At 63.2% G+C, this 23,678-nt stretch carries 15 protein-coding genes and 3 tRNA genes; 10 read left to right on the top strand and 8 right to left on the bottom strand.

The genetic code is table 11. The annotated features are described in order from the left end of the window. Window positions 1-54 precede the first annotated feature (54 nt). Window positions 55-2,448, bottom strand: coding sequence for an ATP-binding cassette domain-containing protein (locus M1D74_RS02165; RefSeq protein ID WP_458116337.1), 2,394 nt, complete (start codon window positions 2,446-2,448; stop codon window positions 55-57). A gap of 161 nt (window positions 2,449-2,609) precedes the next feature. Between M1D74_RS02165 and M1D74_RS02160 the strand changes: the two genes are divergently transcribed. Then, window positions 2,610-4,700, top strand: a complete 2,091-nt coding sequence (locus M1D74_RS02160; protein WP_458116336.1) for a prolyl oligopeptidase family serine peptidase — start codon at window positions 2,610-2,612, stop codon at window positions 4,698-4,700. 63 nt (window positions 4,701-4,763) lie between these two features. Further along, window positions 4,764-4,851 (top strand) — tRNA-Ser (locus M1D74_RS02155). A gap of 97 nt (window positions 4,852-4,948) precedes the next feature. On the opposite strand, the gene M1D74_RS02150 is transcribed toward M1D74_RS02155, so the two are convergent. After that, complete coding sequence (locus tag M1D74_RS02150) at window positions 4,949-7,063, bottom strand: RecQ family ATP-dependent DNA helicase (RefSeq protein WP_458116335.1); 2,115 nt, start codon at window positions 7,061-7,063, stop codon at window positions 4,949-4,951. Window positions 7,064-7,186: 123 nt separating this feature from the next. Between M1D74_RS02150 and M1D74_RS02145 the strand changes: the two genes are divergently transcribed. Next, window positions 7,187-8,593: a phosphomannomutase/phosphoglucomutase gene (locus M1D74_RS02145; protein ID WP_458116334.1), complete on the top strand. Its 1,407-nt coding sequence runs from the start codon at window positions 7,187-7,189 to the stop codon at window positions 8,591-8,593. Window positions 8,594-8,668: 75 nt separating this feature from the next. Here M1D74_RS02145 and M1D74_RS02140 read toward each other — a convergent pair whose 3' ends face one another. Continuing rightward, window positions 8,669-10,528 (bottom strand): phosphoenolpyruvate carboxykinase (GTP), encoded by a 1,860-nt coding sequence (locus M1D74_RS02140; protein ID WP_458116333.1) that lies wholly within the window; start codon window positions 10,526-10,528, stop codon window positions 8,669-8,671. A gap of 292 nt (window positions 10,529-10,820) precedes the next feature. On the opposite strand from M1D74_RS02140, the gene M1D74_RS02135 reads away from it, so the two are divergent. Both M1D74_RS02135 and M1D74_RS02130 read left to right on the top strand, forming a co-directional pair. Beyond that, a tRNA-Arg gene (locus M1D74_RS02135) sits at window positions 10,821-10,896 on the top strand. Between the two features lie 108 nt (window positions 10,897-11,004). Beyond that, entirely contained in the window at window positions 11,005-12,417 is a 1,413-nt protein-coding gene (locus M1D74_RS02130; protein WP_458116332.1) for a dihydrolipoyl dehydrogenase family protein, read from the top strand. On the opposite strand, the gene M1D74_RS02125 is transcribed toward M1D74_RS02130, so the two are convergent. The 3 genes from M1D74_RS02125 to upp all read right to left on the bottom strand — a co-directional run bounded on the left by M1D74_RS02125 (window position 12,414) and on the right by upp (window position 14,897). After that, complete coding sequence (locus tag M1D74_RS02125) at window positions 12,414-12,938, bottom strand: SixA phosphatase family protein (protein WP_458116331.1); 525 nt, start codon at window positions 12,936-12,938, stop codon at window positions 12,414-12,416. The genes M1D74_RS02130 and M1D74_RS02125 overlap by 4 nt on opposite strands. A 30-nt stretch (window positions 12,939-12,968) precedes the next feature. After that, complete coding sequence (locus M1D74_RS02120; protein ID WP_309069926.1) at window positions 12,969-13,811, bottom strand: winged helix-turn-helix domain-containing protein; 843 nt, start codon at window positions 13,809-13,811, stop codon at window positions 12,969-12,971. Between the two features lie 450 nt (window positions 13,812-14,261). Beyond that, on the bottom strand, window positions 14,262-14,897 hold the full coding sequence (gene upp / locus M1D74_RS02115) for a uracil phosphoribosyltransferase (protein ID WP_458116330.1): 636 nt from the start codon (window positions 14,895-14,897) through the stop codon (window positions 14,262-14,264). A gap of 22 nt (window positions 14,898-14,919) precedes the next feature. Between upp and tadA the strand changes: the two genes are divergently transcribed. From tadA to M1D74_RS02090, 5 genes are all read left to right on the top strand, one after another. Continuing rightward, window positions 14,920-15,399 carry a tRNA adenosine(34) deaminase TadA gene (tadA, locus tag M1D74_RS02110; RefSeq protein ID WP_309069925.1) on the top strand — a complete coding sequence of 160 codons (480 nt, stop codon included), beginning with the start codon at window positions 14,920-14,922 and terminating at the stop codon, window positions 15,397-15,399. Window positions 15,400-15,444: 45 nt separating this feature from the next. After that, entirely contained in the window at window positions 15,445-16,368 is a 924-nt protein-coding gene (locus tag M1D74_RS02105) for an SDR family NAD(P)-dependent oxidoreductase (RefSeq protein WP_458116329.1), read from the top strand. A gap of 66 nt (window positions 16,369-16,434) precedes the next feature. Beyond that, the gene (locus tag M1D74_RS02100) at window positions 16,435-16,917 is read left to right on the top strand and encodes a pyridoxamine 5'-phosphate oxidase family protein (protein ID WP_458116328.1); all 483 of its coding nucleotides are present in this window, start codon (window positions 16,435-16,437) and stop codon (window positions 16,915-16,917) included. 52 nt (window positions 16,918-16,969) lie between these two features. Continuing rightward, a tRNA-Ser gene (locus M1D74_RS02095) sits at window positions 16,970-17,059 on the top strand. 81 nt (window positions 17,060-17,140) lie between these two features. Next, on the top strand, window positions 17,141-18,181 hold the full coding sequence (locus M1D74_RS02090) for an AAA family ATPase (protein ID WP_309069922.1): 1,041 nt from the start codon (window positions 17,141-17,143) through the stop codon (window positions 18,179-18,181). 204 nt (window positions 18,182-18,385) lie between these two features. Here M1D74_RS02090 and M1D74_RS02085 read toward each other — a convergent pair whose 3' ends face one another. Then, window positions 18,386-19,165, bottom strand: a complete 780-nt coding sequence (locus tag M1D74_RS02085; RefSeq protein ID WP_458116327.1) for a lysyl oxidase family protein — start codon at window positions 19,163-19,165, stop codon at window positions 18,386-18,388. Between the two features lie 284 nt (window positions 19,166-19,449). Further along, complete coding sequence (locus M1D74_RS02080; RefSeq protein WP_458116326.1) at window positions 19,450-23,652, bottom strand: Pls/PosA family non-ribosomal peptide synthetase; 4,203 nt, start codon at window positions 23,650-23,652, stop codon at window positions 19,450-19,452. Window positions 23,653-23,678 lie beyond the last annotated feature (26 nt).

Genomic DNA, 23,678 nt, shown 5'->3' with positions numbered 1-23,678 from the left:
GTTATCCGCCGTGCGCTGAGCTTCTGTTCAACCGATTCATCGCCCGCATGGCCCTCATCCCGTGGCTACGTATGCCGCCAGATGCTTGCCTGTCAGCGTGGAGTGCCCAGCGACGAGGTCGGCCGGCGTTCCCTCGAAGACCACTGTGCCTCCGTCGTGCCCGGCGCCCGGACCGAGATCGATAATCCAGTCTGCGTGCGCCATCACCGCCTGGTGATGCTCTATGACCAGGACTGATTTCCCAGAGTCGACGAGGCGATCCAACAGCCCAAGCAGCTGCTCGACGTCGGCCAGGTGAAGTCCGGTCGTCGGCTCGTCAAGGACATAGATGTCACCCTTCTCCCCCATCTGGGTGGCAAGCTTGAGCCGTTGCCGCTCGCCGCCGGACAGTGTGGTGAGCGGCTGCCCCAGGCTGAGATAGCCGAGGCCGACGTCGGCCATCCGTTCGAGGATCTTGTGGGCGGCGGGGGTACGGGCCTCGCCGTCCCCGAAAAACCCGACCGCCTCCGAAACGGGCATGGCAAGCACTTCGGAGATGTTCTTTCCACCCACTGTGTACTCAAGTACTGAGGCCTGGAATCGCCTGCCTTCACATTCTTCGCACGGGGATTCCATGGTCGCCATCACGCCCAGGTCGGTGTAGATCACCCCTGCGCCGTTACAGGTGGAGCAGGCACCCTCCGAGTTGGAACTGAACAGAGCGGGTTTGACGCCGTTGACCTTCGCGAACGTCTTGCGGATGGGCTCAAGAAGTCCGGTATAGGTGGCGGGGTTGCTTCGCCGGGAGCCACGGATGGCCGCCTGGTCGATCACTACAACGCCATCGCGCTGTGCAACGGATCCGTGGATCAGCGAGCTCTTGCCGGAACCGGCCACGCCCGTGACCACACACAGGACCCCCAGGGGGACATCGACGTCGACGTTCTGCAGGTTGTGCGTTGAAGCTCCCCTGATCTCCAGCACCTGCTTCGGGGAACGGACCTGCTCCTTGAGCCTGGCGCGGTCGTCGAGATGGCGACCGGTGATGGTGTCACTTTCCCGCAGTCCCTCGACAGTTCCCTCGTAACAGACCGCTCCGCCCCCGGTTCCGGCCCCGGGCCCGAGGTCGATAACGTGATCGGCGATCGTGATGGTCTCGGGTTTGTGCTCAACGACCAGCACAGTATTGCCTTTGTCCCGCAACTGCAGCAGCAGTTTATTCATGCGCTCGATGTCGTGCGGATGGAGGCCGATGCTCGGCTCGTCGAAGACATACGTGACATCGGTGAGTGAGGATCCCAGGTGCCGGATCATCTTGGTCCGCTGCGCCTCGCCGCCCGAGAGCGTGCCGGCCGGCCGGTCGAGGGAAAGGTAACCCAGCCCGATTTCGGCGAACGAGTCGAGAAGGTGCTGAAGCCCTTTGAGCAACGGTGCAACGGAAGGCTCCTTGAGGTCCCGGAGCCACTGTGCAAGATCGCTGATCTGCATGGTGCAGAGCTCGGCGATGTTCTTGCCCTGGATCTTCGAGGACAGAGCCGCCTGGGTGAGCCGTGTTCCCTCGCACTCGGGGCAGGTCTGGAACGTCACGGCGCGCTCAACGAACCGACGCACATGCGGCTGCATGGCTTCCGGGTCCTTGGAAAGCATCGACTTCTGGATCTTCGGGATAATCCCCTCGAACGTGAGGTTGACGCCTTCGACCTTGATCTTGGTGGGCTCCGCATACAGCATCGTGTCGAGCTGCTTCTTGGTGAACTTCTCGATCGGTTTGTCCATGGGCAGCCCCATGCCCTCGAACAACCTTCCGTACCACCCGTCCATCGAGTAGCCGGGGACGGTCAGCGCCCCGTCAGCGAGCGTCTTGGCCTCGTCGTAGAGAGCGGTGCGGTCAATGTCGCTGACGTTGCCCATGCCCTCGCATCTCGGGCACATGCCACCGAGGTATACCGCCTGGCTGACCACGCTCTTCTCCACACGGCCGCCCTTGTCGGTGGACATGACACCGCTGGCCTTGCGCGTCGGCACGTTGAAGGAATACGCGGTAGGTGGACCGACATACGGCGACCCCAACCTGCTGAAGAGGATACGGAGCATGGCGTTGGCGTCCGTCGCCGTTCCCACGGTGGAGCGCGGGTTGGCTCCCATTCTCTCCTGGTCGACGATGATGGCAGTCGTCAACCCCTCGAGCAGATCGACTTCCGGCCTGGCAAGCGAAGGCATGAACCCCTGCACGAAGGCGCTGTAGGTCTCGTTGATCATCCGTTGGGACTCGGCGGCGATGGTCGCGAAGACCAGGGAGCTCTTGCCCGAACCGGAGACGCCGGTGAATACCGTCAGTCGCCGCTTGGGGATCTCCACACTGATGTCTTTGAGGTTGTTCTCGCGGGCTCCCTGCACCCGGATCACTTCATGGGTATCCGCGATGTGCGTGTCTGCACTGTCCAGATCAGTGCTTGTGGCCGTACTCATTCTGCCTCCAGGTGCTGCGGAGCGGGTGGAATCCGGGACGGCGGACGTGTGGCGCTACCCCGGCACTATCCAGACTGGATCTATCTAATCAGGTGGCATCGCCAATGGGCAGACCCGGTCGGTACCGAGAGAAAATGGGGCAGGTTGCCTAAGATAACGGTATGACGCACACCACGCAGCAGCCCGACTCTGCACTTGAGGATGAGTTCCTCTGGCTGGAGGACATCTACGGAGAGAAGCCCATGGAATGGGTGCGCAGCGAGAACTCCGTGACAGAGGAAGCTCTCGTCAACCCGGAGTTCCTAGCATCGGAACAGCGACTCCTTGAGGTACTCGATGCGACGGACCGCATTCCGATGGTTTCCAAGCGCGGCGGGCATTATTACAACTTCTGGCGCGACAAGGATCACCCGAAGGGCTTGTGGCGGCGGACCACCTGGGACAGCTACCTGACGGACGCGCCGGAGTGGGACGTCCTTCTCGACGTGGATGCCCTGGCGGCAGACGAGGAGAAGGAATGGGTGTGGGGCGGAGCCATGTTCCTGCGCCCCGACGAGGGCGAGCCCTATCGGCGCGCGCTCATCGCGCTTTCGCCGGACGGCGGCGACGCGCAGCGGTACCGCGAGTACGACGTCGTTGACCGCGCGTTCGTGGAGGGCGGCTTCGACATCCCGGTGGCGAAGAGCAGGATCAGCTGGGCCGGACCGGATGCGCTTCACGTCGGCACGGATTTTGGCCCCGGAACAATGACCACGAGCTCCTACCCGCGCACCGTGCGCACCCTCCGCCGTGGAGAGGAACTCCATTCTGCGGAGCTGTATTTCGAGATTCCGGAAACCTCGATGATGGCCGTGGTGATGCACGACCAGACCCCCGGATTCGAGCGGGACATCGCAGCGCACATCGTTGACTTCTACTCCAGCCGCACGTATCTGCGCCGCGACGGTGAGTGGGTGCATGTCGACGTTCCGGAGGACGTCAACGTGTCGCTGCACCGGGAATGGCTGGTGCTGCGGCCCAGAACCGACTTCGAGCTGGACGGTGTAACGTACCGTGGCGGCTCCCTCCAGGCCGCGCCGTTGGAAGCTTTCCTGAGCGGGCAACGCGCACTGACAACCGTCTTCGAGCCCGACGAGCACACGGCCCTGCAGTCGTGGAGCTGGACCCGCGACCGCCTCCTGCTGAACCTGCTGAAGGATGTCTCCTCGGAAATCCGCGTCCTCAATCCAGCAGATGGTTGGTCTTCAGAATTGCTGGACGCGTGCCCGCCCCTCCACTCGGTGGACGCGTACGCCGTGGATGACGAGGACGACGACGCCGGTAACGACTACTGGCTTGTCGCCACCGGATTCCTGACGCCTACCACGGTGGTGCGCGGCACCATCGGCGGGGGTCACGAGGAAGTCAAGGCGTCGCCGTCGTACTTCGATGAGTCCGCGTTCGAGGTGGAGCAGCACTTCGCAGTGTCCGCTGACGGCACCCGGGTGCCTTACTTCCAGGTCGCCCCGAAGGGCCTCGTGCTCGACGGCGGCAACCCGACCCTGCTCTCCGGGTACGGAGGATTTGAGCATGCCATGACGCCGGCGTACAGCGGGGTCATCGGGCGGGGCTGGCTGGAACGCCGAACCAGTGACGGCCGCTCAGGCGTGTATGTACTGGCGAACATTCGCGGTGGCGGTGAATACGGCCCGGCGTGGCATCAGGCGGCCCTCCATGCCAACCGGCACCGCGCCTACGAGGACTTCGCCGCGATTGCGCAGGATCTGGTGGACCGCGGCGTCACGAGCCCCGAGCTACTCGGTTGCACGGGCAGGAGCAACGGCGGCCTGCTGGTCGGGAACATGCTGACGCAGTATCCGCACCTGTTCGGGGCAATCTCGTGCGGCGTGCCGCTGCTCGACATGAAGCGGTACACCAAGCTTTCCGCGGGGTACTCGTGGATCGCCGAGTACGGTGATCCTGACAACCCGGAGCAGTGGGAATACGTTCAGACGTTCTCCCCGTACCACCGCTTGCAGGAGGGTAGGAAGTACCCGAAGACCCTGATCTGGACGGCCACGAGTGACGATCGGGTTGGCCCGGTGCAGGCGCGCAAGATGGCTGCACGAATGAAGTCGCTCGGTGTGGAGAACGTGTGGTTCCACGAGGCACTCGAAGGTGGACATGCGGGCGCGTCGGATAACCGCCAGGCTGCGCGCATGCATGCCATGTCCTACGAGTTCGTGTGGAAGGCCTTGACCGGCGAGCTGTAGCTTGGCTGATTTTGCTCTTGCCCGGAGGTTCTGGGTAGTCTTGGGTGGCTGGTAATAGCTGCTGGAGACGTGCCAGAGCGGCCGAATGGGCTTCACTGCTAATGAAGTGTGGGTCTAAAGCCCACCGGGGGTTCAAATCCCCCCGTCTCCGCGTTTGGATCAGGCGCCCTGCGAATTGAGAAATCAACTCCCAGGGCGCCTTTTCTTTTGGTTCAACCGGTGCGGGGCGGGTGCCTCCACCGGCCGCGTCAGGCCTTGAGTGCGAGCACGAAGGGAAGCACCTCCTGAGCACCCGCCTGCCGGAGCGCCCTTCCGGCGACAGTGATACTCCAGCGGCTGTCCGCCAGGTCATCGACCAACAGCACCGGCCCCGGGTTCGCTCCGAGCCAGGCTCGGCCTTCCTCTGGCACCGCGAACTTTTCCCAAACCGAGGCGAGACGGAACGCGCTGTTGCCGCCGGAGCTGCCGCTTGGCCATCCCTGCGGCAACTGCAGTGCGCCGAGGTACGGAATACGCCCGACTCCGGCCAGGCCCTCGGCGAGTGATCGGATGAGGAGAGGACGCCGTCGGGATGGCATGCTGACCACCGCTACCGGGCGGGTGTCCCAGTGCCACTCCGACAGAACACGGACACAGGCCTGCGCGGCGGCAGGATCCAGTGCCGCATCCTCCGTTGCATCTGCCAGGAGTTCTCGCACCCGGTTGCCCCACCCGAGGTCGGTCATGCGAGCCAGCGCGCGACCGGCGGAGACCTGCTGGTCCGCGGCGATACGGCCCTTGACGGGCACATTCAGCTTGTCCATCCCGGACGGCCATTGCCCCCGGGGCTCCAGGAGGACACCCACCCTGCCGAGGGCGCTTCCCGCGCTCTCCGAGGCATCGTGCGAAACCTCATCGGAGTACCACGGGCCGGCACAGTTGTCGCACCGGCCGCACGGTGCGGCCGAGGGGTCATCGAGCGCAGCGGCAAGGAACTCCATTCGGCAACTGCCGGTGTTCTCATAATCGAGCATCGCGTTCTGTTCGTGGACCCGTGCCTGCGAAATGCGGGCGTAGCGCTCGCGATCGTAGGTCCAGGGGTTTCCGGTTGCCTGCCACCCGCCGGTGACCTTCCGTACTGCCCCGTCCACATCGAGCACCTTCAGGAGGAGCTCGAGAGGTGAGCGGCGCACATCGACGCGGGTCTCCAGAGCCGGGGTGGAGAGCACTGCACCACCGGCGAGCTCCTCAAGAATGCGCTGCGCCTTGTCTTCTGCCGGCATCGACGCAGTAGCGAAGTACTCCCAGATGTCGCGGTCTTCATTTCCCGGAAGCAGCAGGACGTCTGCGTTGGGCGTACCTCGCCCGGCCCTGCCAACCTGCTGGTAGTAGGCGACCGGCGACGAGGGCGCCCCGAGATGGACCACGAATCCAAGATCAGGCTTGTCGAATCCCATCCCGAGGGCGCTGGTGGCGACGAGAGCCTTCACGTCGTTGTTCTTCAGCGCCTGCTCTGCGGATTCGCGGTCCGCAGGGTCGGTGCGCCCTGTATAGGCAAGCACTGCATGACCGCTTTCACGCAGGAGCCGCGCTGTGTCTTCTGCGGCTGAGACGGTAAGGGTGTAGATGATGCCGCTCCCCGGAAGCTCCCCCAGATGAGTCAGCAGCCATGCCAGCCGCGACTTCGGACTGGGAAGGCGGAGCACACCCAACCGCAACGATTTCCGGGCAAGTTTCCCCCGCAGCGTATAAACGGCTGTTCCGTCAGTGCCGAGCTGATCCTCGACGTCCTCGACCACCCGCGAGTTGGCAGTAGCAGTAGTTGCCAGCACCGGAACGCCGGACGGCAGGGTGGTGATGAGGTCGCGGAGCCGGCGATAGTCCGGCCGGAAATCGTGTCCCCAGTCGGAGATGCAGTGGGCTTCATCGATCACCAGCAGCCCGGTTCGCCGGATAAGTTCGGGGAGCTGATTCTCCCGGAAACCCGGATTGTTGAGCCGTTCGGGCGAGACGAGCAGAACGTCGAGCTGGTTCGCTTCAAGCTTTGCGGTGATTTCCTGCCACTCCGTCTGGTTCGCGGAGTTGATCGCCGCGGCTCTGACCCCGGCACGCTCGGCAGCCGCCACCTGATCCCGCATCAGGGCCAACAGCGGTGACACGATGAGGGTGGGCCCGGCACCGGCCGAACGCAGCAGGAGGCTCGCAACGAAGTAGACAGCTGACTTTCCCCAACCGGTGCGCTGAACCACCAGAGCGCGGCGGCCGCCATGAACCAGTGCCTCGATCGCCTCGAACTGCCCCTCATGGAAAGCGGCATCCTCACGACCCACAAGGGTTCGGAGAATAGAGAGCGCCTGCTGGTGCAGGGTGGTTGTTTCAGCCATGCGCCCCAGTATGGCAGTTGCAACTGACGCTCCCGTGGCCCTCTTCGCGGGTGTGGACAACCGTCGTCGTCTGTTACTCCCCACCCCGCGGTGGCGGGTAACAGACCGGTTAGACTTTCCAGCGTGACTACAACCATCGACCTTTCCGCATCGTTCAAGGCCTACGACGTTCGAGGGATTGTCGGTGAAACCATCACCGTGGAGTCCGTCAGGGCAGTAGGTGCTGCTTTTGTCGATGTAATCGACCTTGCCGGGGAAACGATCCTGGTGGGAGGAGACATGCGTCCTTCCTCCCCTGAGTTCTCCGAAGCATTCGCGGAGGGAGCTACCGCCCGCGGCGCCGACGTCATTTTCCTGGGCCAGATCTCCACCGATGAGTTGTACTACGCGAGCGGAACCTTCAACGCAGCGGGCGTCACCTTCACCGCCAGCCACAACCCCGCGCAGTACAACGGTATGAAGATGTCACGGCCCGGCGCCGTCCCGGTGTCGTCCGAGTCCGGCCTGGCGGAGATCAGAGAACTGGCCGAACAGTACCTTGGGGAAGGCTCCATTCCGTCAGCCGACCGGCAGGGCTCCACTTCTTCCCGCGACGTTCTCAAGGATTACGCACAGTACCTGCGCTCACTGGTGGACCTGTCCGGAAGCCGTCCGCTGAAGGTGGTCGTTGACGCCGGCAACGGCATGGCCGGCCTCACCACTCCCGCGGTTCTTGGTGCAGAGTTCCTCGAGGCCCTGCCGCTGGAGATCGTCCCGCTCTACTTCGAACTCGACGGCACCTTCCCCAACCACCCAGCCAACCCCCTGGAGCCCGAGAACCTACGCGACCTGCAGCAGGCCGTGGTCAGCAACGGGGCGGACATCGGCCTCGCATTCGACGGTGACGCCGACCGGTGCTTCGTCATCGATGAGCAGGGCAATCCCGTCTCGCCGAGCGCCATCACCGGTATGGTTGCGCGCCGGGAGATCCGCCGCGCCCAGGCAGCCGGCGAGCAGGAACCTGTAATCATCCACAACCTGATCACCTCCCGTGCGGTTCCCGAGCTTGTCCGTGCGGAGGGCGGCCGCCCGGTGCGGACCCGCGTAGGGCACTCGTTCATCAAGGCAGTCATGGCCGAGGAAGGCGCAGTCTTCGGCGGCGAGCACTCGGCCCACTACTACTTCCGGGAGTTCTGGAATGCTGACACCGGCATGCTCGCAGCCATGCACGTTCTTGCGGCGCTCGGCGAGCAGGATGAGCCGCTGTCGGAACTCGGCCGCGAATACGAGCCCTACTTTGCCTCCGGCGAGCTCAACACCAGGCTCGACGACGTCCGGGCTGCTATTGCGCGCGTGCGCCAGGAATTCGACAACGACGGCGTCACGGTCGACGAAGTCGACGGCCTCACTTTCACCGCGGACGACGGATCGTGGTGGTTCAACCTCCGCGCCTCCAACACGGAGCCGTTCCTGCGGCTGAACGCGGAGGCAGAAAATCCCCAGACACTCGAAAACCTGACCTCAGCCGTCCTGGAGCAGATCCGCCAGTAACAGCTGCTCGGTCAATAAGCAGTGTGGCCGGTTCCGCCTTCAAGCAGAACCGGCCACAAGTGTCTTGACTGCCGCCTAGGCGGCGAACCGCTCCTTCAGGCGCTGCAATTCGCTGGAAAGCTCCTGCGGGAGGGAATCACCGAACTGCTGGTACCACTCCTCAATACCCTTGAGCTCTGCTGCCCACTCGTCAGCATCGACGCGAACCGCCTGCTCGACGTCCGCCGGCGTGAGGTCCAACCCGGTCAGGTCGAGGGCATCAGGCGCAGGGACGTACCCAATGGGCGTCTCGACTCCCTCGGCCTGGCCTTCGAGCCGCTCGATGATCCACTTGAGCACGCGGGAGTTGTCACCGAAGCCAGGCCACGCGAAACCGCCGTCAGCGGTACGGCGGAACCAGTTGACGAGGAAAATCTTCGGCAGCCGTTCCTGATTTGCCTGCCCACTCACCTTCAGCCAGTGGCTGAGGTAGTCACCGGCGTCGTAACCGATGAAGGGCAACATCGCCATCGGATCACGACGCACCCGACCTACTGCTCCTGCAGCGGCGGCCGTGGTTTCGGAGGAAAGGGTGGAGCCCATGAAGATGCCGTTGGTCCAGTCACGGGACTCGGTGACCAACGGAACCGTGGTCTTGCGGCGACCGCCGAACAGAATGGCCGACAGCTCGACACCCTCAGGATCGTTGAACTCCTCAGCGAGCATGTCGATCTGGTCGATCGGCGTGCAGAAACGTGCGTTCGGGTGCGCGGCGGTGGCGCCTGATGTGGGCGTCCAGTCGTTGCCCTGCCAGTCTGTCAGGTGCGCCGGCACCTCCTCGGTCATCCCCTCCCACCAGACGCCGCCGTCGTCGGTCAACGCCACGTTGGTGAAGATGGAGTTGCCCTTGGCAATGGCGCGCATGGCATTCGGGTTAGTCTGCCAGCCGGTGCCGGGGGCTACGCCGAACAGGCCCGCCTCCGGGTTGACCGCGCGAAGTTCGCCTTCCTTGCCGAATCGCATCCAGGTGATGTCATCCCCAAGGGTTTCGACCTTCCACCCGTCGATGGTCGGATCGAGCAGGGCCAGGTTGGTCTTGCCGCACGCGGATGGGAACGCAGCCGAGACGTAGTACGTCTTGTTCGCGGGTGAGGTGAGCTTCAGGATGAGCATGTGCTCGGCGAGCCAACCCTCGTCCCGGGCCATCACGGAAGCGATCCGCAGCGCGTAGCACTTCTTGCCGAGCAGTGCGTTCCCGCCGTAGCCGGAGCCGAAGGACCAGATGGAGCGTTCCTCCGGGAAGTGCACAATCCACTTCTCCTTGTTGCACGGCCACGCCACGTCCTGCTGTCCCGGCTCCAGCGGTGCACCGACGGAGTGCAGCGCCGGAACGAATTCCGCGTTCAGCTCGGTCAGTCGGTCGAGGACCTCTGTGCCGATCGTCGCCATGATGCGCATGGAGGTCACAACATAGGCGCTGTCGGTGATCTCAACGCCGAACTTGGGGCTCGTGGCGTCCAGATGGCCCATGACGAAGGGGATCACGTACATGGTTCGGCCGCGCATCGAACCGGCGAAGAGCCCGCGCAGCTTTTCCTTCATCGCGTCCGGGTCCATCCAATTGTTGGTGAAGCCGGCGTCGCGCTCGTTGCGAGAGCAGATGAAAGTTTGTTCTTCGACGCGGGCAACATCGGCCGGATCGGAGAACGCAGCAAAGGAGTTGGGGAAGAGTTCAGAATTGAGTCTTGTGAACGTTCCGGCGGAGACCAGCTCGTCACTGAGCTGATGGTTCTCCTCTTCGGATCCGTTGACCCAATACACCCGGTCCGGCTGTGTCAGCGCGGCAGTCTCCTCAACCCATGCCAGCAGTTCCTGGTGGGTTGTCGGTGCAGTTGTCGCTGCGTTCCGGTCATTCGCTCGGTCAGCGAGCAGCGGCTGTCGCGCGGTATCGCCCATTTCTTGTCCCTTCGTTGGGTGGGTGGTGTGTATCGATGCTAGGGGCGTGATCACGGGCTACTACCGCGATTGCAGGAGTACAGTACGAGTTGAGCCGCGCCGAAACCGCGAGTTTCCGCGGAAGTCTGAAAAGAATAACGTTTCACCCTGTGACAAAGGTCACATAGACCGGTCTATACTACTTTTCAGTAGATTCCCGCTCCTGAGCTCAATTAGCATTAGGTGCCGATTGGCTGTAAAGTTATCTACGGCCAAACGGCCATGAGAAAGTCACTCAAAAGACTTTTGAAATGCGTGCGTAGCTCAACGGATAGAGCATCTGACTACGGATCAGAAGGTTGGGGGTTCGAATCCCTTCGCGCGCACCAGTCCAACCGCCCTGGGAAACCGGGGCGGTTTTGCTTTAACCTCCGTGCGCCTGACGAGGGTCGTGCGCTCCCTTGCCCAGCCTTCACCGCAGTGAAAGGCTCAAGACCATGAGCCCTTTCCAAAAGACTGACGTCGTTGTTATCGGAGCCGGCGCCGTCGGCGAGAACGCAGCCGCCCGTGTGGCTCAAGGCGGACTTTCCGTTGTCCTCGTTGAGTCCGAACTCGTCGGCGGTGAATGTTCCTACTGGGCTTGCATGCCCTCCAAGGCGCTATTACGGCCAAGCTCTGCGCTGCACGCCGCTAGTGCAGTGGCCGGCTCGCGCGAGGCAGTGACGGGCACGCTGGATGCGCAGCAAGTGCTGGCGCGCCGGGACGAGTTCACATCGCGCTGGGACGATTCCTCGCAGGTTGAGTGGGTGGAAGGCGCCGGCATCACGCTGGTCCGCGGACGTGCCCGCCTCACCGGTGAGCGTCGCGTTGAAGTCATCACCGACGACGGCGCCATCACGCTGGAAGCCCGGCACGCCGTCGTTCTTGCCACCGGCTCCACGCCCTCCATACCGCCCATCGATGGCCTGAAGGATCTTCCATTCTGGGGTACCCGCGAAGCAACATCAGCCAAGGAAATTCCCGAAAGCCTCACCGTCCTCGGTGGCGGTGTCAGTGGCACAGAACTGGCCCAGGCCTACGCCCGACTCGGCTCATCGGTGACCCTCGTCGCGCGGAGCGCGCTGCTGGGCTCCTACCCCGAACCCGCCACCCGCCTGGTCCAGCAGGGCATCGAGAACGACGGCGTCACCCTCCACCTGAACACCGGCACCACCTCCGTCGCGTACGACGGCAACCGGTTCCGTGTGACCCTGGCCGGTGGCACCGTGGTGGAGTCGGACAAGCTTCTGGTATCCACCGGACGCCGTCCGGCCCTGTCAGGTCTGGGCATCGAACAGTTTGGACTTGAGCCGCGCGGCTTGGAAACGGATGACTCGGGACAGGTCAGCGGCCACCCGTGGCTGTATGCCGTGGGTGATGCAGCCGGGAAGGTGCTGCTCACCCATCAGGGCAAGTACGAGGCCCGGATGACGGGGGACGCGATCGTTGCGCGAGCCAACGGTTCCCTAAGCGGGCAGCCCGAACCCTGGAGCCGGTTCACTGCGACTGCCGACACCTATGCGGTGCCCCAGGTCGTCTTCACGGATCCCGAGATCGCAATGGCGGGCCGAACCCTCGAAGCGGCCAGACGGGATGGGCTGAACGTCAGCGAGACCTCGCTCGAACTCGCGGTCGCGGGCTCCTCGCTGCATGCGGACGGATACGAGGGCTGGGCCCAGATGATTGTGGACGAGGACCGCTCTGTCCTCGTAGGCGTCACCTTCGCCGGCCCGGACGTCGCCGAACTTCTACACGCGGCGACCATTGCCATTGCCGGGGAGGTGCCGCTGCACCGGCTCTGGCATGCGGTGCCTGCGTATCCGACAATCAGCGAGGTATGGCTGCGTTTGCTCGAGAAGTACGGGCTTTAGGCGCGGCGGACCACGAAATTGGTCACATCGGCGTCGCGGCCGTCGAGTTCAGCCCAACGGCCGCCATGGCTAAGGACGCTCAGCCCTGCCGTTGGGTAATGCGTGGCCAGGTCCACAACGGAGTCCTCGTCCGAATCGGCTGACGCCAGGCGCATGGCAAGGTTCTGAATGCCAGGCAGGTGCCCTATCACGAGGACGCTCGTCGCTGTCTCCGGAACATAGTTGATCACCGTCAGCATCTCCGTGGCGCTGGCCGCATAGAGCTTCGGCTCCAGCCGGGGCGTCGGGGCCTTCTCCCCCAACTCCTGGCACACCCAAATGCAGGTCTGGCGCGCCCGCAGGGCCGACGACGTCAAAATCAGGTCAGGTACGGCGTCGTTCTCGACCATCCAGCGCCCAATGAGCGGTGCGTCCCGATGCCCCCGCGCACTGAGCGGGCGCTCATGGTCCGCGACATCGCCATGCCAGTCGGACTTGGCATGCCGCAGGAGCATCAGGCGCTTCAGGTGGTGTGAGGACATTCCCTCACCCTACTTCGTGACGGGCGGCAGCTAGATGGAGTACTCCGGAGCGGCCCACACAACAACCTCAGGGTGCTCATAGAACCGGTATCCCTGGCCGCGGACAGTGCGGACGGTGTTGGCCAGCCGGCCGAGCTTGGAGCGCAAACGGCGGATGTGTACGTCAATGGTGCGCTCGTTAGGCACCTCATCGGCATTGCGCCACAGACCGCTGAGGAGTTCCTCGCGCCCCACGGTTCGGGAGGCATTCTCCACCAGGTAGTTGAGGAGTTCGAACTCCTTGAACGTCAGGTTCAGGATTTCACCGTCCAGGTGAACTTCACGCCTGGAGAGATCGATCAGCACACCGGTAGGACGGGGTGCAGGCGGCGGAGTGGGCTGCTGCTCGGTGCGCGGCCGGCGGTTGACCGTCGGGTCCCCCAGCGCCTGCCTGACCACGTCGATGTCAGTGCCGACGGCGTCTGAAGGAGCAAGCGCAACTGCAGCGTGGCTCTGGGCGCCGGGCACCAGGGTGCGGACATAGGCCCGTACATCCTGTGCAAGCTTGCTCAGTGTGGTGTCGTGCTCAGCGGCAGTGTCTTCGTCCAGCGCGACGTACAACACGAATCCGCGTGCGGTGGTGTCGCCGGTGACCGCCTGCGGTCCGGGAATCCCGTTGGGTGTCACCACTGGAACCGGCGCCGTGATGGGCTGAGCAGAGTCAGCGGGCGAAGGCACGGGCTTCAGCTGTCCGTAGCTCGGAGCATAAGCGGCAGCAGTTGGCTGGCTGTAGGCGGGGAAACCGGGACGCTGCCCGTAAGCCTGCCGTTGAAGGCTGGCGCGGTTCTGCGCGTTGCGGAGGGAAATGTGGACGTATCCGGAAGAAACGGTCATGTCTAAACAACCTCATGGTGAATCGCCGTCATCACGGCTCGAATGCAGGGGTGTGCCCGGTCGGGATGGAGCTTCTGTGGAGCCCGCCGTTGGGCTAGAAAATGCGTAAGAGGGTGGGGTAAACCGTTACGCGCACATTCGACAGCAGCGAGTTCCCTGTGCGGGCAAGACGCCCGGGAAATAAGCTGCGGCTGCAGATGCTGCTGAGTTGGTGTTCACAATTCGAATTATTGCACGTAACAATCCGCTACGCGCAAGTAACAATGGTAGAGCGTCCGCATTCTGGACAGGCAACGCCGCCGGACTAATCGTCAAGCACGCCGTGCCAGCGGCGCCGGATCGCAGACGGTACGCGGCATTCGCGAAGAGAACAAAGCAATCCGCCTGGAAAGTGAACCGGTTGCGAACCGGGTGCCACACCCCGCTGACCACATTGTGGACAGCGGGAGGCTAACCTACGACGCCGTAAAGGCGGTCACCGGCGTCACCCAAACCGGGGACGATGTACGCATTCTCGTTCAGCTTTTCGTCAATCGAGGCAAGCACGATGGTGACATTGGTCCCCTCCAACTCCTGCCTGAGGACCTCAAGGCCTTCGGGTGCCGCGAGCAGGCAGATGCACGTAACATCGGCCGCGCCTCTGCGGAACAGGAACTTGATCGCTTCGCGGAGGGTGCCGCCGGTGGCGAGCATCGGGTCGAGAACAAACACCTGCCGGCCGGTGAGGTCATCCGGTAGACGCTCGGCGTATGTGATGGCCTCGAGGGTCTCCTCATTGCGCGCCATTCCCAGGAATCCCACTTCCGCAGTGGGCACGAGGCGTGTCATTCCCTCAAGCATGCCGAGCCCGGCGCGCAGGATAGGGACAACCAGAGGCGTCGGCTTCACCAGGCCCGTCCCGACGGCGGTGGTCACCGGAGTCTCGATCTGCACCGGCTCCACGCGCACATCCCGGGTGGCCTCGTAGGCCAGCAGCGTTACCAACTCCTCGGTGAGCAACCGGAAGACCGGTGACGGAGTGTTCTTGTCCCTCAGGACCGTCAGCTTGTGGGACACCAGGGGATGGTCGACAACCAGAACGCGCATTGGTCAAAAGTATCATTGGCTCATGCCCGCCCACCCTGCTCCTGCGCCCCGGGACTACGACGCGTGGATGGTACTGGCGCTGGAAGCCGCTCGGCGCACTGGCGAGACGGCGGACGTGCCGATAGGCGCCGTCGTCGTCGGTCCTGACGGGATGGTGCTGGGCACCGGTTGGAATGAGCGCGAGGCAACCGGCGATCCAACCGCCCACGCAGAAGTCCTGGCCATCCGGCGGGCTGCGGCAGCCATAGGGGCCTGGCGGCTTGAGGGCTGCACCCTGGTGGTGACCCTGGAACCGTGTGCGATGTGTGCGGGAGCCAGCGTGCTGGCGCGGATTCCGCGCGTCGTGTTCGGGGCGTGGGATGAGAAGGCCGGGGCTTCAGGGTCCGTCTTCGACGTTTTGCGTGAACGTCGCCTGAATCACTGGACCGAGGTGTTCCCCGGGGTCCTGGAAGATGAGTGCTCTGCGCTTCTGAAGGACTTCTTCGCTATCCGCAGAGGCTGACGTAGTGTGGTTGATAAGCGTGCTTATCAACTCCCTGGAGGTCCCGTGAAGCGGGGTCGAAGTATTGCCGGAGCCGTCGTCGTTATTACCGGCGCCGGCAGCGGTATCGGTAGAGCCACCGCCCGCACATTCGCTGGGCAGGGAGCCCACCTGGTGCTGGCCGCGCGTGGTGAGGAAAACCTGCAGGAAGTCACGAACGAGTGCCGGGAACGGGGCGCCCGCGTGGCCTGCGTGCCGACGGACGTTTGCGATGAGGGTCAGGTAGCGGCCCTGATGCAAGCGGCCATCGCCGAGTTCGGCCGGATCGACGTGTGCGTGATCAACGCCTCGGTGTATGGCTATGGCACCTTCGAAGCCACGCCTTCGGACGTGTTCAGCAAGATCATCGACACCAACCTGGTAGGTGCGGCTGCTACCGCCCGGCATGCGCTCTCGCACATGCGCGAGGCCGGCACTGGGACTTTGATTTTCATCGGTTCGGTCTACTCAAGAATCACGTCCCCCTATGTATCGGCATATGTGGCCAGCAAGTTCGGCCTGTACGGCCTGGTACGCGTCCTCCGGCAGGAGCTGCGCAAGACGCCGGAGCTACACGTCTCACTCGTGCTGCCTGCCACGATCGACACCCCCATCTATCAACACGCCGCGAACTACACCGGACATGACGTGCATCCCCTGCCGCCCGTGGTCCACCCTGACAGGGTGGCGCAGGCGATTCTCCGCTGTGCTGAAAACCCCCGCGCGGTGACCATCGTGGGGGCGGTCCAGCGGACCTTCATACCCCTGCATGCGCTGCTCCCCCGAATCTACGATGCGTGCGTGGGTCCGTTGATGGATCTCGTCGCGCTTCGGCGGGGCGGGGAAGGGGCACATCCGGGTACTGTCCTGCGGTCATCGCCGGGGTCGAATTCAGTCACGGGCGGCTGGGGGAAGCTGGGACGCCTTCACCGGAGGACACCCCCACACTGAATGACCACTCGCGCAGCACATCGAACGAGCACCAAGAGTAACGAGCACCAAGAATAAGGAGAAGGAATGAACTCGCAGCAGGACGGCATGAAGGAACTCACCAAGATCGTCAAGGACGCGGACATCGCGATCCTGACCACTGTCAATGCCCAGGGTCAGCTCGTGAGCCGACCGCTCGCGGTCCAGGAGGCGGAGTTCGACGGCGACCTGTGGTTCTTCACGGAGGATCCCTCTCCGAAGGCGGACGAGATCCGGGCCAACCCCCAGGTCAACGTGTCCATCAGCAGCGACAAGGGTTACCTTTCCATCGCCGGTACCGCCACGCTGACGAAGGATCGGGCGAAGATCGACGAGCTGTGGAGCGCTTCCGTGAAGCCCTGGTTCGATGGGAAGGACGATCCCTCGGTGGCACTGATCAAGGTCGACGCGGACACTGCCGAGTACTGGTCGATGGATACACCGCGCGTCGTGGCCGCCTTCAAAATCGCCAAGGGGATGGTTACCGGCGAGCGCCCCGATCCGGGCAAGAACGACGTCGTAAACCTGTAGTACTGCCCATTTTGGGCGGAGGGCACCTCAGCCGGTAAAGTAGGGCACCGTTGGTGACGTGTCCGAGCGGCCGAAGGTGCAACACTCGAAATGTTGTTTGGTGTAAAAGCCAACGTGGGTTCAAATCCCACCGTCACCGCCACGTGAGAAGGTCCCGGTTCCCTTGTACGAGGGGGCCGGGACCTTCTGCGTTGTTGGTGACGGTCGGTACTACAGTGGAGGCATGGCTGCAAGCCGGAATCCGCTCGATGACCTGCGCGAAACCATCGGTCATCTGGCCGACCAACTCAAGCTGCCCGGTTCGGAGCGCGTCGATGACCTGGTCGGCGATCTCATCGGTACGAGGCCTGGACCGGCCCGGCCGCTCTCCGAACTGCAGGCCGAGCTCGACGCCCTGGTCGGACTGGAAACCGTGAAGGAACAGGTCCGGGCCCTCGTCGCACTGCTCCAGGTCCAGGCCCGCCGTAAGACGCATGGCCTACCGGAGGTGGCCACTTCACAGCATCTGGTGTTCCTCGGAAACCCGGGCACGGGCAAGACCACCGTGGCGCGGCTCCTGGCGGAGATGTACCGCGCGGTCGGTCTGCTGCAGAAGGGCCACCTTGTCGAGGTCGACCGGTCGGGGTTGGTGGGACAGTACGTGGGCGCGACCGCCATCAAGACGGACCGGGTGATCCGGCGTGCGCTGGACGGCGTTCTGTTCATCGACGAGGCCTACGCGCTGGCCCCGGAGGACGGCCGGATGGACTTCGGCCCCGAGGCGATCGAGGTCCTGCTCAAGCGAATGGAGGACCACCGCCACCGCCTTGTCGTGATCGTGGCCGGATACCCGCGGCTGATGGAGTCCTTCCTGCTCTCAAACCCCGGGCTGCGCTCCCGGTTTGCCCGCGAGATCACGTTCCCCGACTACTCCGTCGACGCACTCCAGACGATCTTCCACCGGATGTTGGCCCAGCATGAGTACACCCTGGAGCCGGGTGCCGACCAGATGTTGCGCCGCATCCTCGCCGGGCTTCACGCGGGCGAGGACTCCGGCAACGCACGGTTCGCCCGCACGCTGTTCGAGCAGGCCCTTAACCGTCAGGCGCTGCGGCTGTCGTCGGAGGATCAAAGTCTCGACGCGCTCGACCGTGAGGCCGTTATGACGCTCACGGCAGACGACATCGTCGAGGCCGCACTGGCCCTGGGGGAAGAGCCGGAGCCGGAACCGGAACGGACGCCGGAACCGGAACAATCACGCTGGTGGCGCTGGCTGGTCGGTTAGGCAGTCGTGGTCTTCCGCCTCGAGTACAGCGGAGTCCTCCATCGTTACCCCGTAGTGCACGAAGGCATTCACCCCGAGTGAACAGCCCGCCCCGATGGATATGCCTTCCACTTCTAAGGCACCGTCTTCCACGAGTCAGGAGCTCCGATCCTGCACGCTACAAGGAGAAGGGAGGAAGCTCCGAGTTACCGGAAGCTTCGAGCGTTAACAGCCCTGTTTGACGACGGTGGCCTCTCTTTCGGTGATGTGCACCAGGGTCGAGGTCAGGTTGTTGTCGTCGTTTTTCTCGGTAAGGGCACGGTTAGGATCTGCCTCTGCCTCGAGGCAGAAGTTTCCGGGCAGTTTCAGGTCCTTGAGCTCGATGTATTGACCCTCGAGGTACCAGTCGTAGGAGTCCACCCATCCTTCGGTCATTCCTTGAATTAGCTCCGTAAGCTCTGATTCTTCGTCTTCGCCGCAGTAATAGTCGTCGTCGCTGTATCTGGAGGGTGTGTCGCGCAGGGCGCCGTCATCACGTAGGCACCATCCTTCCTTGCGGGAGCCCCGCCACTCGTCACTGTCCTCCGGTCGCATCCGGTAGCGCTCGAACTCCTGCAGGTGGAAGTGGTCGTGCCCGTCGAAAGTTTCGTACCGCATGATGGCGTCCGTTTCCACCGACCTCCAATTACCATCTGCTTGCAGGACGTCTTGAGAAACCTTCAGATCGGGCTCTTCTGTACTGGACCGGGTACCGGTCACTTGCATCGGACCGTCACCGTCATTGAGGACATCGGCGGTGAAGCGAAGCACCTTCTCGCCGCGGTCATAACCGATGTGGATCGATTGCAGCGGCAGCATTACCAGGTCGGGGAGTAGGTCACCCGCGCCAGCCGAAGCTGCCGGCGATGCTTCGACGGCCGTCGGCGGGGAGGATTCTGCAGGGTCCAACGACGCATCGCCCTGCGCAGAACATGAAGAAACCGTGATCGCTAGGACCGCCGCCACGCAGGGGCGCCAGTAAGCCGCCACGCAGGGGCGCCAGTAACAGGTCGACGAAGCTATTGCCCGCCGCAATGAGATCATTCTGATGTCGGAGAAAGGTGATTTCCTTATCTTCGTTCTGGTCGTTCCTGGCAGGGGGCCGCCACATGGCCGGCTGGCTCTTGCAAGTGAACAGCAGCCTCCCCCATAGCCGTGTCGGCAGCAGTTTGGGGATTCCGTGAAGGTTTCTGTGAGCTTCGGTGGCTTTGCTCTGCGTACCATTGACGTTGTCCTATTCGTAGATTCGGTTAGTGGCGCGCTATCTGGGCGGGTTTCCGATGTGCCTCGTGGGCAGGGATTCGGTGGGAGCCGTGGGATGGTCGCCAGCTGGCTGGGAGCCGCCTGTTTGTTGCCCGGTGCCGCGGGCCGGGCGGGATTGTCGCCGTCCTTGCTGCCTTTCTGGTTTCGCGGGCGGGGTTGCCGGCGTAGACGGAGTTGTCCGGCACGTCCTCGCCCTTCATCAGGAGGGAGTCAGCTTCGAGGACGACGCCGTTGCCCATGGTGACCCCGTAGTTGACGAAGGACTCGACGCTTAGAGAGCAGCGGTTGCCTAGCACGATGTGGTCCGACTTGAACGTTCCGTCCTCAAGGGAGTGGCCCTGTATGGCGGTGCCTTCATTGAAGGCACAGTCGTCCCCGATGGTCACCAGGGTTTTCTCCGGGATATTGACCCCGGCATCGTAGAGCCTCTTTCCGACCTTCACGCCGAGCATTCTCCAGATGGGCGCTTTGAACGGGGTTCCGTTGAATGGCGGTGTCGCCAGCAGCTTCCACAGCCGCTCATGGCGCCAGAAGTATGGGTCGTAGATGGAGCAGTACTGCGGCGTCAGGTGCCGGAAGCCCATTACTGCGCGTTCGACCAGCACGGAGAACAGGACGCGGAATACCAGAAATGCCAGCGTCGCCAGGGCGAGTGCGAGAGCACCGAGAACGCCGTGGAGGGTGACAGCAACAGCGGTCAGCAGGGTGCCGACGAACAGCAGAAACCAGCGTACAGACAGGAACAGGACCATGCTGACGATGTTGTGCCGGTTCTTGGCGGGCAAAAGCCTGTTCTTTGCTTCCTCGATCTTCAGTTCGTCGAACTGGGTGTCGCGCATGACCGCGCGTGGGATTTCGAAGGGCGGCGAGCCCAGCAGCCCTATCCCGGTCCGGACCGGTCCGTCGATGGGGATCATCACTTTCGTCGCTAGCAGGCAGTTTTCTCCTACATGGGCACCGATGGGGAAGATTAGGTCGTTGCCGAGGAAGTTCCGTGAAGCGATTCGTACCTGTTTCAGTTGGAAGGACGTGCTGGAGAAGTCGGCGTTCATAAGGTTCAGGCCGTCGGAAACCATGGTTCCTGTTCCGACGGAGGACAGGTAGGGCGATTCGTGGGCCACCTCGGGGCCGAAGTTCGATCCGGTTTGTTCCACCTTGCCAAGGTTGTACCCGAGCGCGGAGAGGTAGTGAGTGATGTAGGAACTGTCCCCGAACACGTCCTTGTACAGCTTTATGTTCGAAATCCTCGCCAGGGCGCGTTGGAACGAGTAGTGCAGGCCGTAGAGCGGGTAGACGGTATCGGGTTTCAGGATGGTGTTCAACAGCCGCGGAACGGTCAGGACAACAACTAAACCGGTGATGAAACCGCCTATGAACAGCATCAAGGTCACGAGCATGGTGTCAAGGAAAAAGCCTAGGTTTCCCAGTCTCAGATGATCCAGTCCCAGGTACTCCGGCAGCAGGGCGGACAGGCCGAGCAGCCCGACCGGAAAAACGAGCAAGAGACGGTTCGCCAGTTGAAGGAGACTGTAAGTAACCCGCCTGCGGGTGCTGCAATTGGTGGGCTCTACGCGCCGGTAGTTCGTGCTGGTAAGGGCTGCGGGCGAGCCGTGCCACGTCTGCCCGGCTGGTACCGACTGCGATGTTTGCAGGGACGAGGCGTGCCCCAGCTGGGCATCGTCTCCCATCGAGCTGCCGATGTCCAGGGTTGTTTTCTCGGAGATGAGCACATTCCGTCCCAAGGTCACGGGACCCGTCTCGATGACTCCCGAGCGGGCGCGGCAGCACAGGAAGAAGGAGTTCTTATGGATGACGGTGCCATCTCCCACGGTGAACAGGTCGGTGCACACCGGGACCATGCGGGAGAAGATAACGACGCCCTTTCCGATCTTCGCACCGAGCATCCGCAGGTACAGCAGGTACAGAGGTGAGCCGGCAAACAGCACAAGAGGATTGGTCTGGATAAGGGTTTTGACCGCCCAGAACCGGACATAGGCCATACTCCAGATCTGGATTTCCGCCGCTTTCCACCGTCCGATCAGGATCCATTTCAACAGGACCGGCACTAGCGACAGCACCACGAACGTTGCAGCACCGAAAGCTATGGCGCGGGCCCACATCTGCACGAGTTCGCCGCCCGCCGAGATCCACTCATAACCTAAGACCAGCAGCAGCGAGGCCCACGTGAGGTAGCCCAAAAAGATCAGCACCTGCAGCGCCCCGCACATGACGAACTGTGTCGTGCTGGCAGTCCTCCGCGCCGGAACGGCCTCCGTGGCGGGCGCCGCTCCGCCGTCGGTCTCCGGCTGGCTCGCGCCCAGAAGCAGTGCGAGTTGCTGAACCGACGGATTCAGATAGATGTCCTTCATCGCGGGCGGAACGAGGTCTGTATGCCTTCGAACCCTGGCGCAGAAGTGCGCCATCAGCAGGGAGTTCGCACCGAGGTCATTGAAGAAGTGTGCGTCGGTGGAGACTCGATCCAGACGAAGGACCGCGCCGAGTTCCGCTGCCAGCAATTCCTCCATTGTCGTCGCAGGCGCCGTATAGGTGCCGGTAACGGCCAGACTAAGCCTGTTCGCCGGCTGCGGTAGGCGTTTCCGGTCGGCCTTGTCGCTGGCCATCATCGGAATGGCCGTGAGCTGTTCGAAGTAGGCCGGGACCATATAGCCCGGGAGTCGAACCCTGAGCATGTTGTAGATGTCATGCGGATCGAGGTCCACGGTGTCATGGCGCAGCGTGTAGTAGGCGGCCAGCTCCACCAACCCGGGCTCGGGTTCGTAGGTCGACACGACCGCCTGAGCGACGCCTGGTACCTGCAGAAGAACGGATTCAATTTCTGTCAGTTCAATACGGTAGCCACGGATCTTCACCTGGGTGTCAATGCGGCCAAAGTATTCGATTTCACCGTCGTTATTGATTCTTCCCAAGTCGCCGGTGCGGTAGATCCGGCCGGACGGGTTGTTGTCGAGCTGGAGGAAGTCCGCGATGAACGCCCGCTCAGTTAGGTCCTGCCGATTGATGTATCCGCGGGCTAGTCCGACGCCGGCCAATCCGATCTCCCCGCTTTCGCCGATCTGCAGGGCCCGGTCTTCGTCAGGGTCAAGGATCACGGCAGAGTAGGTGGGCAGGGGCACCCCCAGCGTTACTGAGCGGTCCGGGTCGGCGACGGCCACGGTCGCGGTGACAGTCGCTTCCGTGGGCCCGTAGACGTTCAGGAACCGGCGTCCGGGCCGGTGCCAGCGGGTGATCAGGTCGCGGGGGCAGGCCTCACCGGAGACCAACAGGAATCGCAGGCCGGGCAGGTCTTCATCGATGGTAGCCAGCAGGGTCGGAACGCAGCACAGGGCGGTGATACGGCGGTCCTGCAGATAATCAGCCAGTTCAGCTCCCAGAAGGCTGGAACCGCCGGGCTTGGGAACCAGAGTGGCTCCGATCATCCATGGCACCCATATTTCCTCTACAGAGAAGTCAAAGGCGATGGTCATGCCCTGGTAAACGCGGTCCTCCGGTGTGTAGCCGTAAACCTCCGCGGCAACACGGACGAAGTTGCAGATACTGGAATGCTCAACTCCAACCCCTTTAGGGCGCCCGGTCGAGCCGGAAGTGTAGATGATGTACGCCAATTCGTCGTCCACACCGCCTTCGGGAAGGGCAGACAGGCGGGACGGATCCTCGGCCGCGACATGTACGCGCACATGGTCGAGGCACACTACGGGGGCAGCGACTTCAGGGAGCAGATCCTTCAAATGCGTGAGGGACAGGACCAGGGCAGCGTCGGCATCTTCCACTATGTACTTCAGCCGGTCGGCCGGAAAACCGGGGTCAAGAGGGACGTATGCTGCGTGGATCTTCAGCACGGCCAGCATTGCGATATAGGCCTGCCACGGCTGATCGAACAGGAGGGCAATCCGGTCTCCTGGACGGGCGCCGCACACCAGCAGGTGCCGGGCGAGCTGGTTCGCCCGTCCATCGAGCTCGTCATAGCTGAGGGTGACTTCCCCCGCGTCAACGGCCAGCCGGCCTCCCTGCCCCTGGCTCCGCAGGCTGTCACAGCGGCCCTCAAACAGGTGATTGAGCCGCTCGCCCGCCCGCCAGCGGGCAGTGTGGTCGATGTCCTCCGCCTTCAGGACGGGTCCGGCTCCGGTCGATCCAAAGGACCCGACGCCGTGCAGTTGGACGGGGCGGTTCATTCCGGAATCGGTTTGGGACGTTCTGT

The organism is Arthrobacter sp. D2-10 (assembly GCF_054161285.1).
This window is presented reverse-complemented; position numbering and strand designations above follow the sequence as displayed.

Excerpts from the sequence above, each read along its gene's own strand:
- M1D74_RS02165 (WP_458116337.1), bottom strand. The coding sequence starts at position 2,448 with ATGAGTACGGCCACAAGCACTGATCTGGACAGTGCAGACACGCACATC.
- M1D74_RS02160 (WP_458116336.1), top strand. The coding sequence starts at position 2,610 with ATGACGCACACCACGCAGCAGCCCGACTCTGCACTTGAGGATGAGTTC.
- M1D74_RS02150 (WP_458116335.1), bottom strand. The coding sequence starts at position 7,063 with ATGGCTGAAACAACCACCCTGCACCAGCAGGCGCTCTCTATTCTCCGA.
- M1D74_RS02140 (WP_458116333.1), bottom strand. The coding sequence starts at position 10,528 with ATGGGCGATACCGCGCGACAGCCGCTGCTCGCTGACCGAGCGAATGAC.
- M1D74_RS02130 (WP_458116332.1), top strand. The coding sequence starts at position 11,005 with ATGAGCCCTTTCCAAAAGACTGACGTCGTTGTTATCGGAGCCGGCGCC.
- M1D74_RS02125 (WP_458116331.1), bottom strand. The coding sequence starts at position 12,938 with ATGTCCTCACACCACCTGAAGCGCCTGATGCTCCTGCGGCATGCCAAG.
- M1D74_RS02120 (WP_309069926.1), bottom strand. The coding sequence starts at position 13,811 with ATGACCGTTTCTTCCGGATACGTCCACATTTCCCTCCGCAACGCGCAG.
- upp (WP_458116330.1), bottom strand. The coding sequence starts at position 14,897 with ATGCGCGTTCTGGTTGTCGACCATCCCCTGGTGTCCCACAAGCTGACG.
- tadA (WP_309069925.1), top strand. The coding sequence starts at position 14,920 with ATGCCCGCCCACCCTGCTCCTGCGCCCCGGGACTACGACGCGTGGATG.
- M1D74_RS02100 (WP_458116328.1), top strand. The coding sequence starts at position 16,435 with ATGAACTCGCAGCAGGACGGCATGAAGGAACTCACCAAGATCGTCAAG.
- M1D74_RS02090 (WP_309069922.1), top strand. The coding sequence starts at position 17,141 with ATGGCTGCAAGCCGGAATCCGCTCGATGACCTGCGCGAAACCATCGGT.
- M1D74_RS02080 (WP_458116326.1), bottom strand. The coding sequence starts at position 23,652 with ATGAACCGCCCCGTCCAACTGCACGGCGTCGGGTCCTTTGGATCGACC.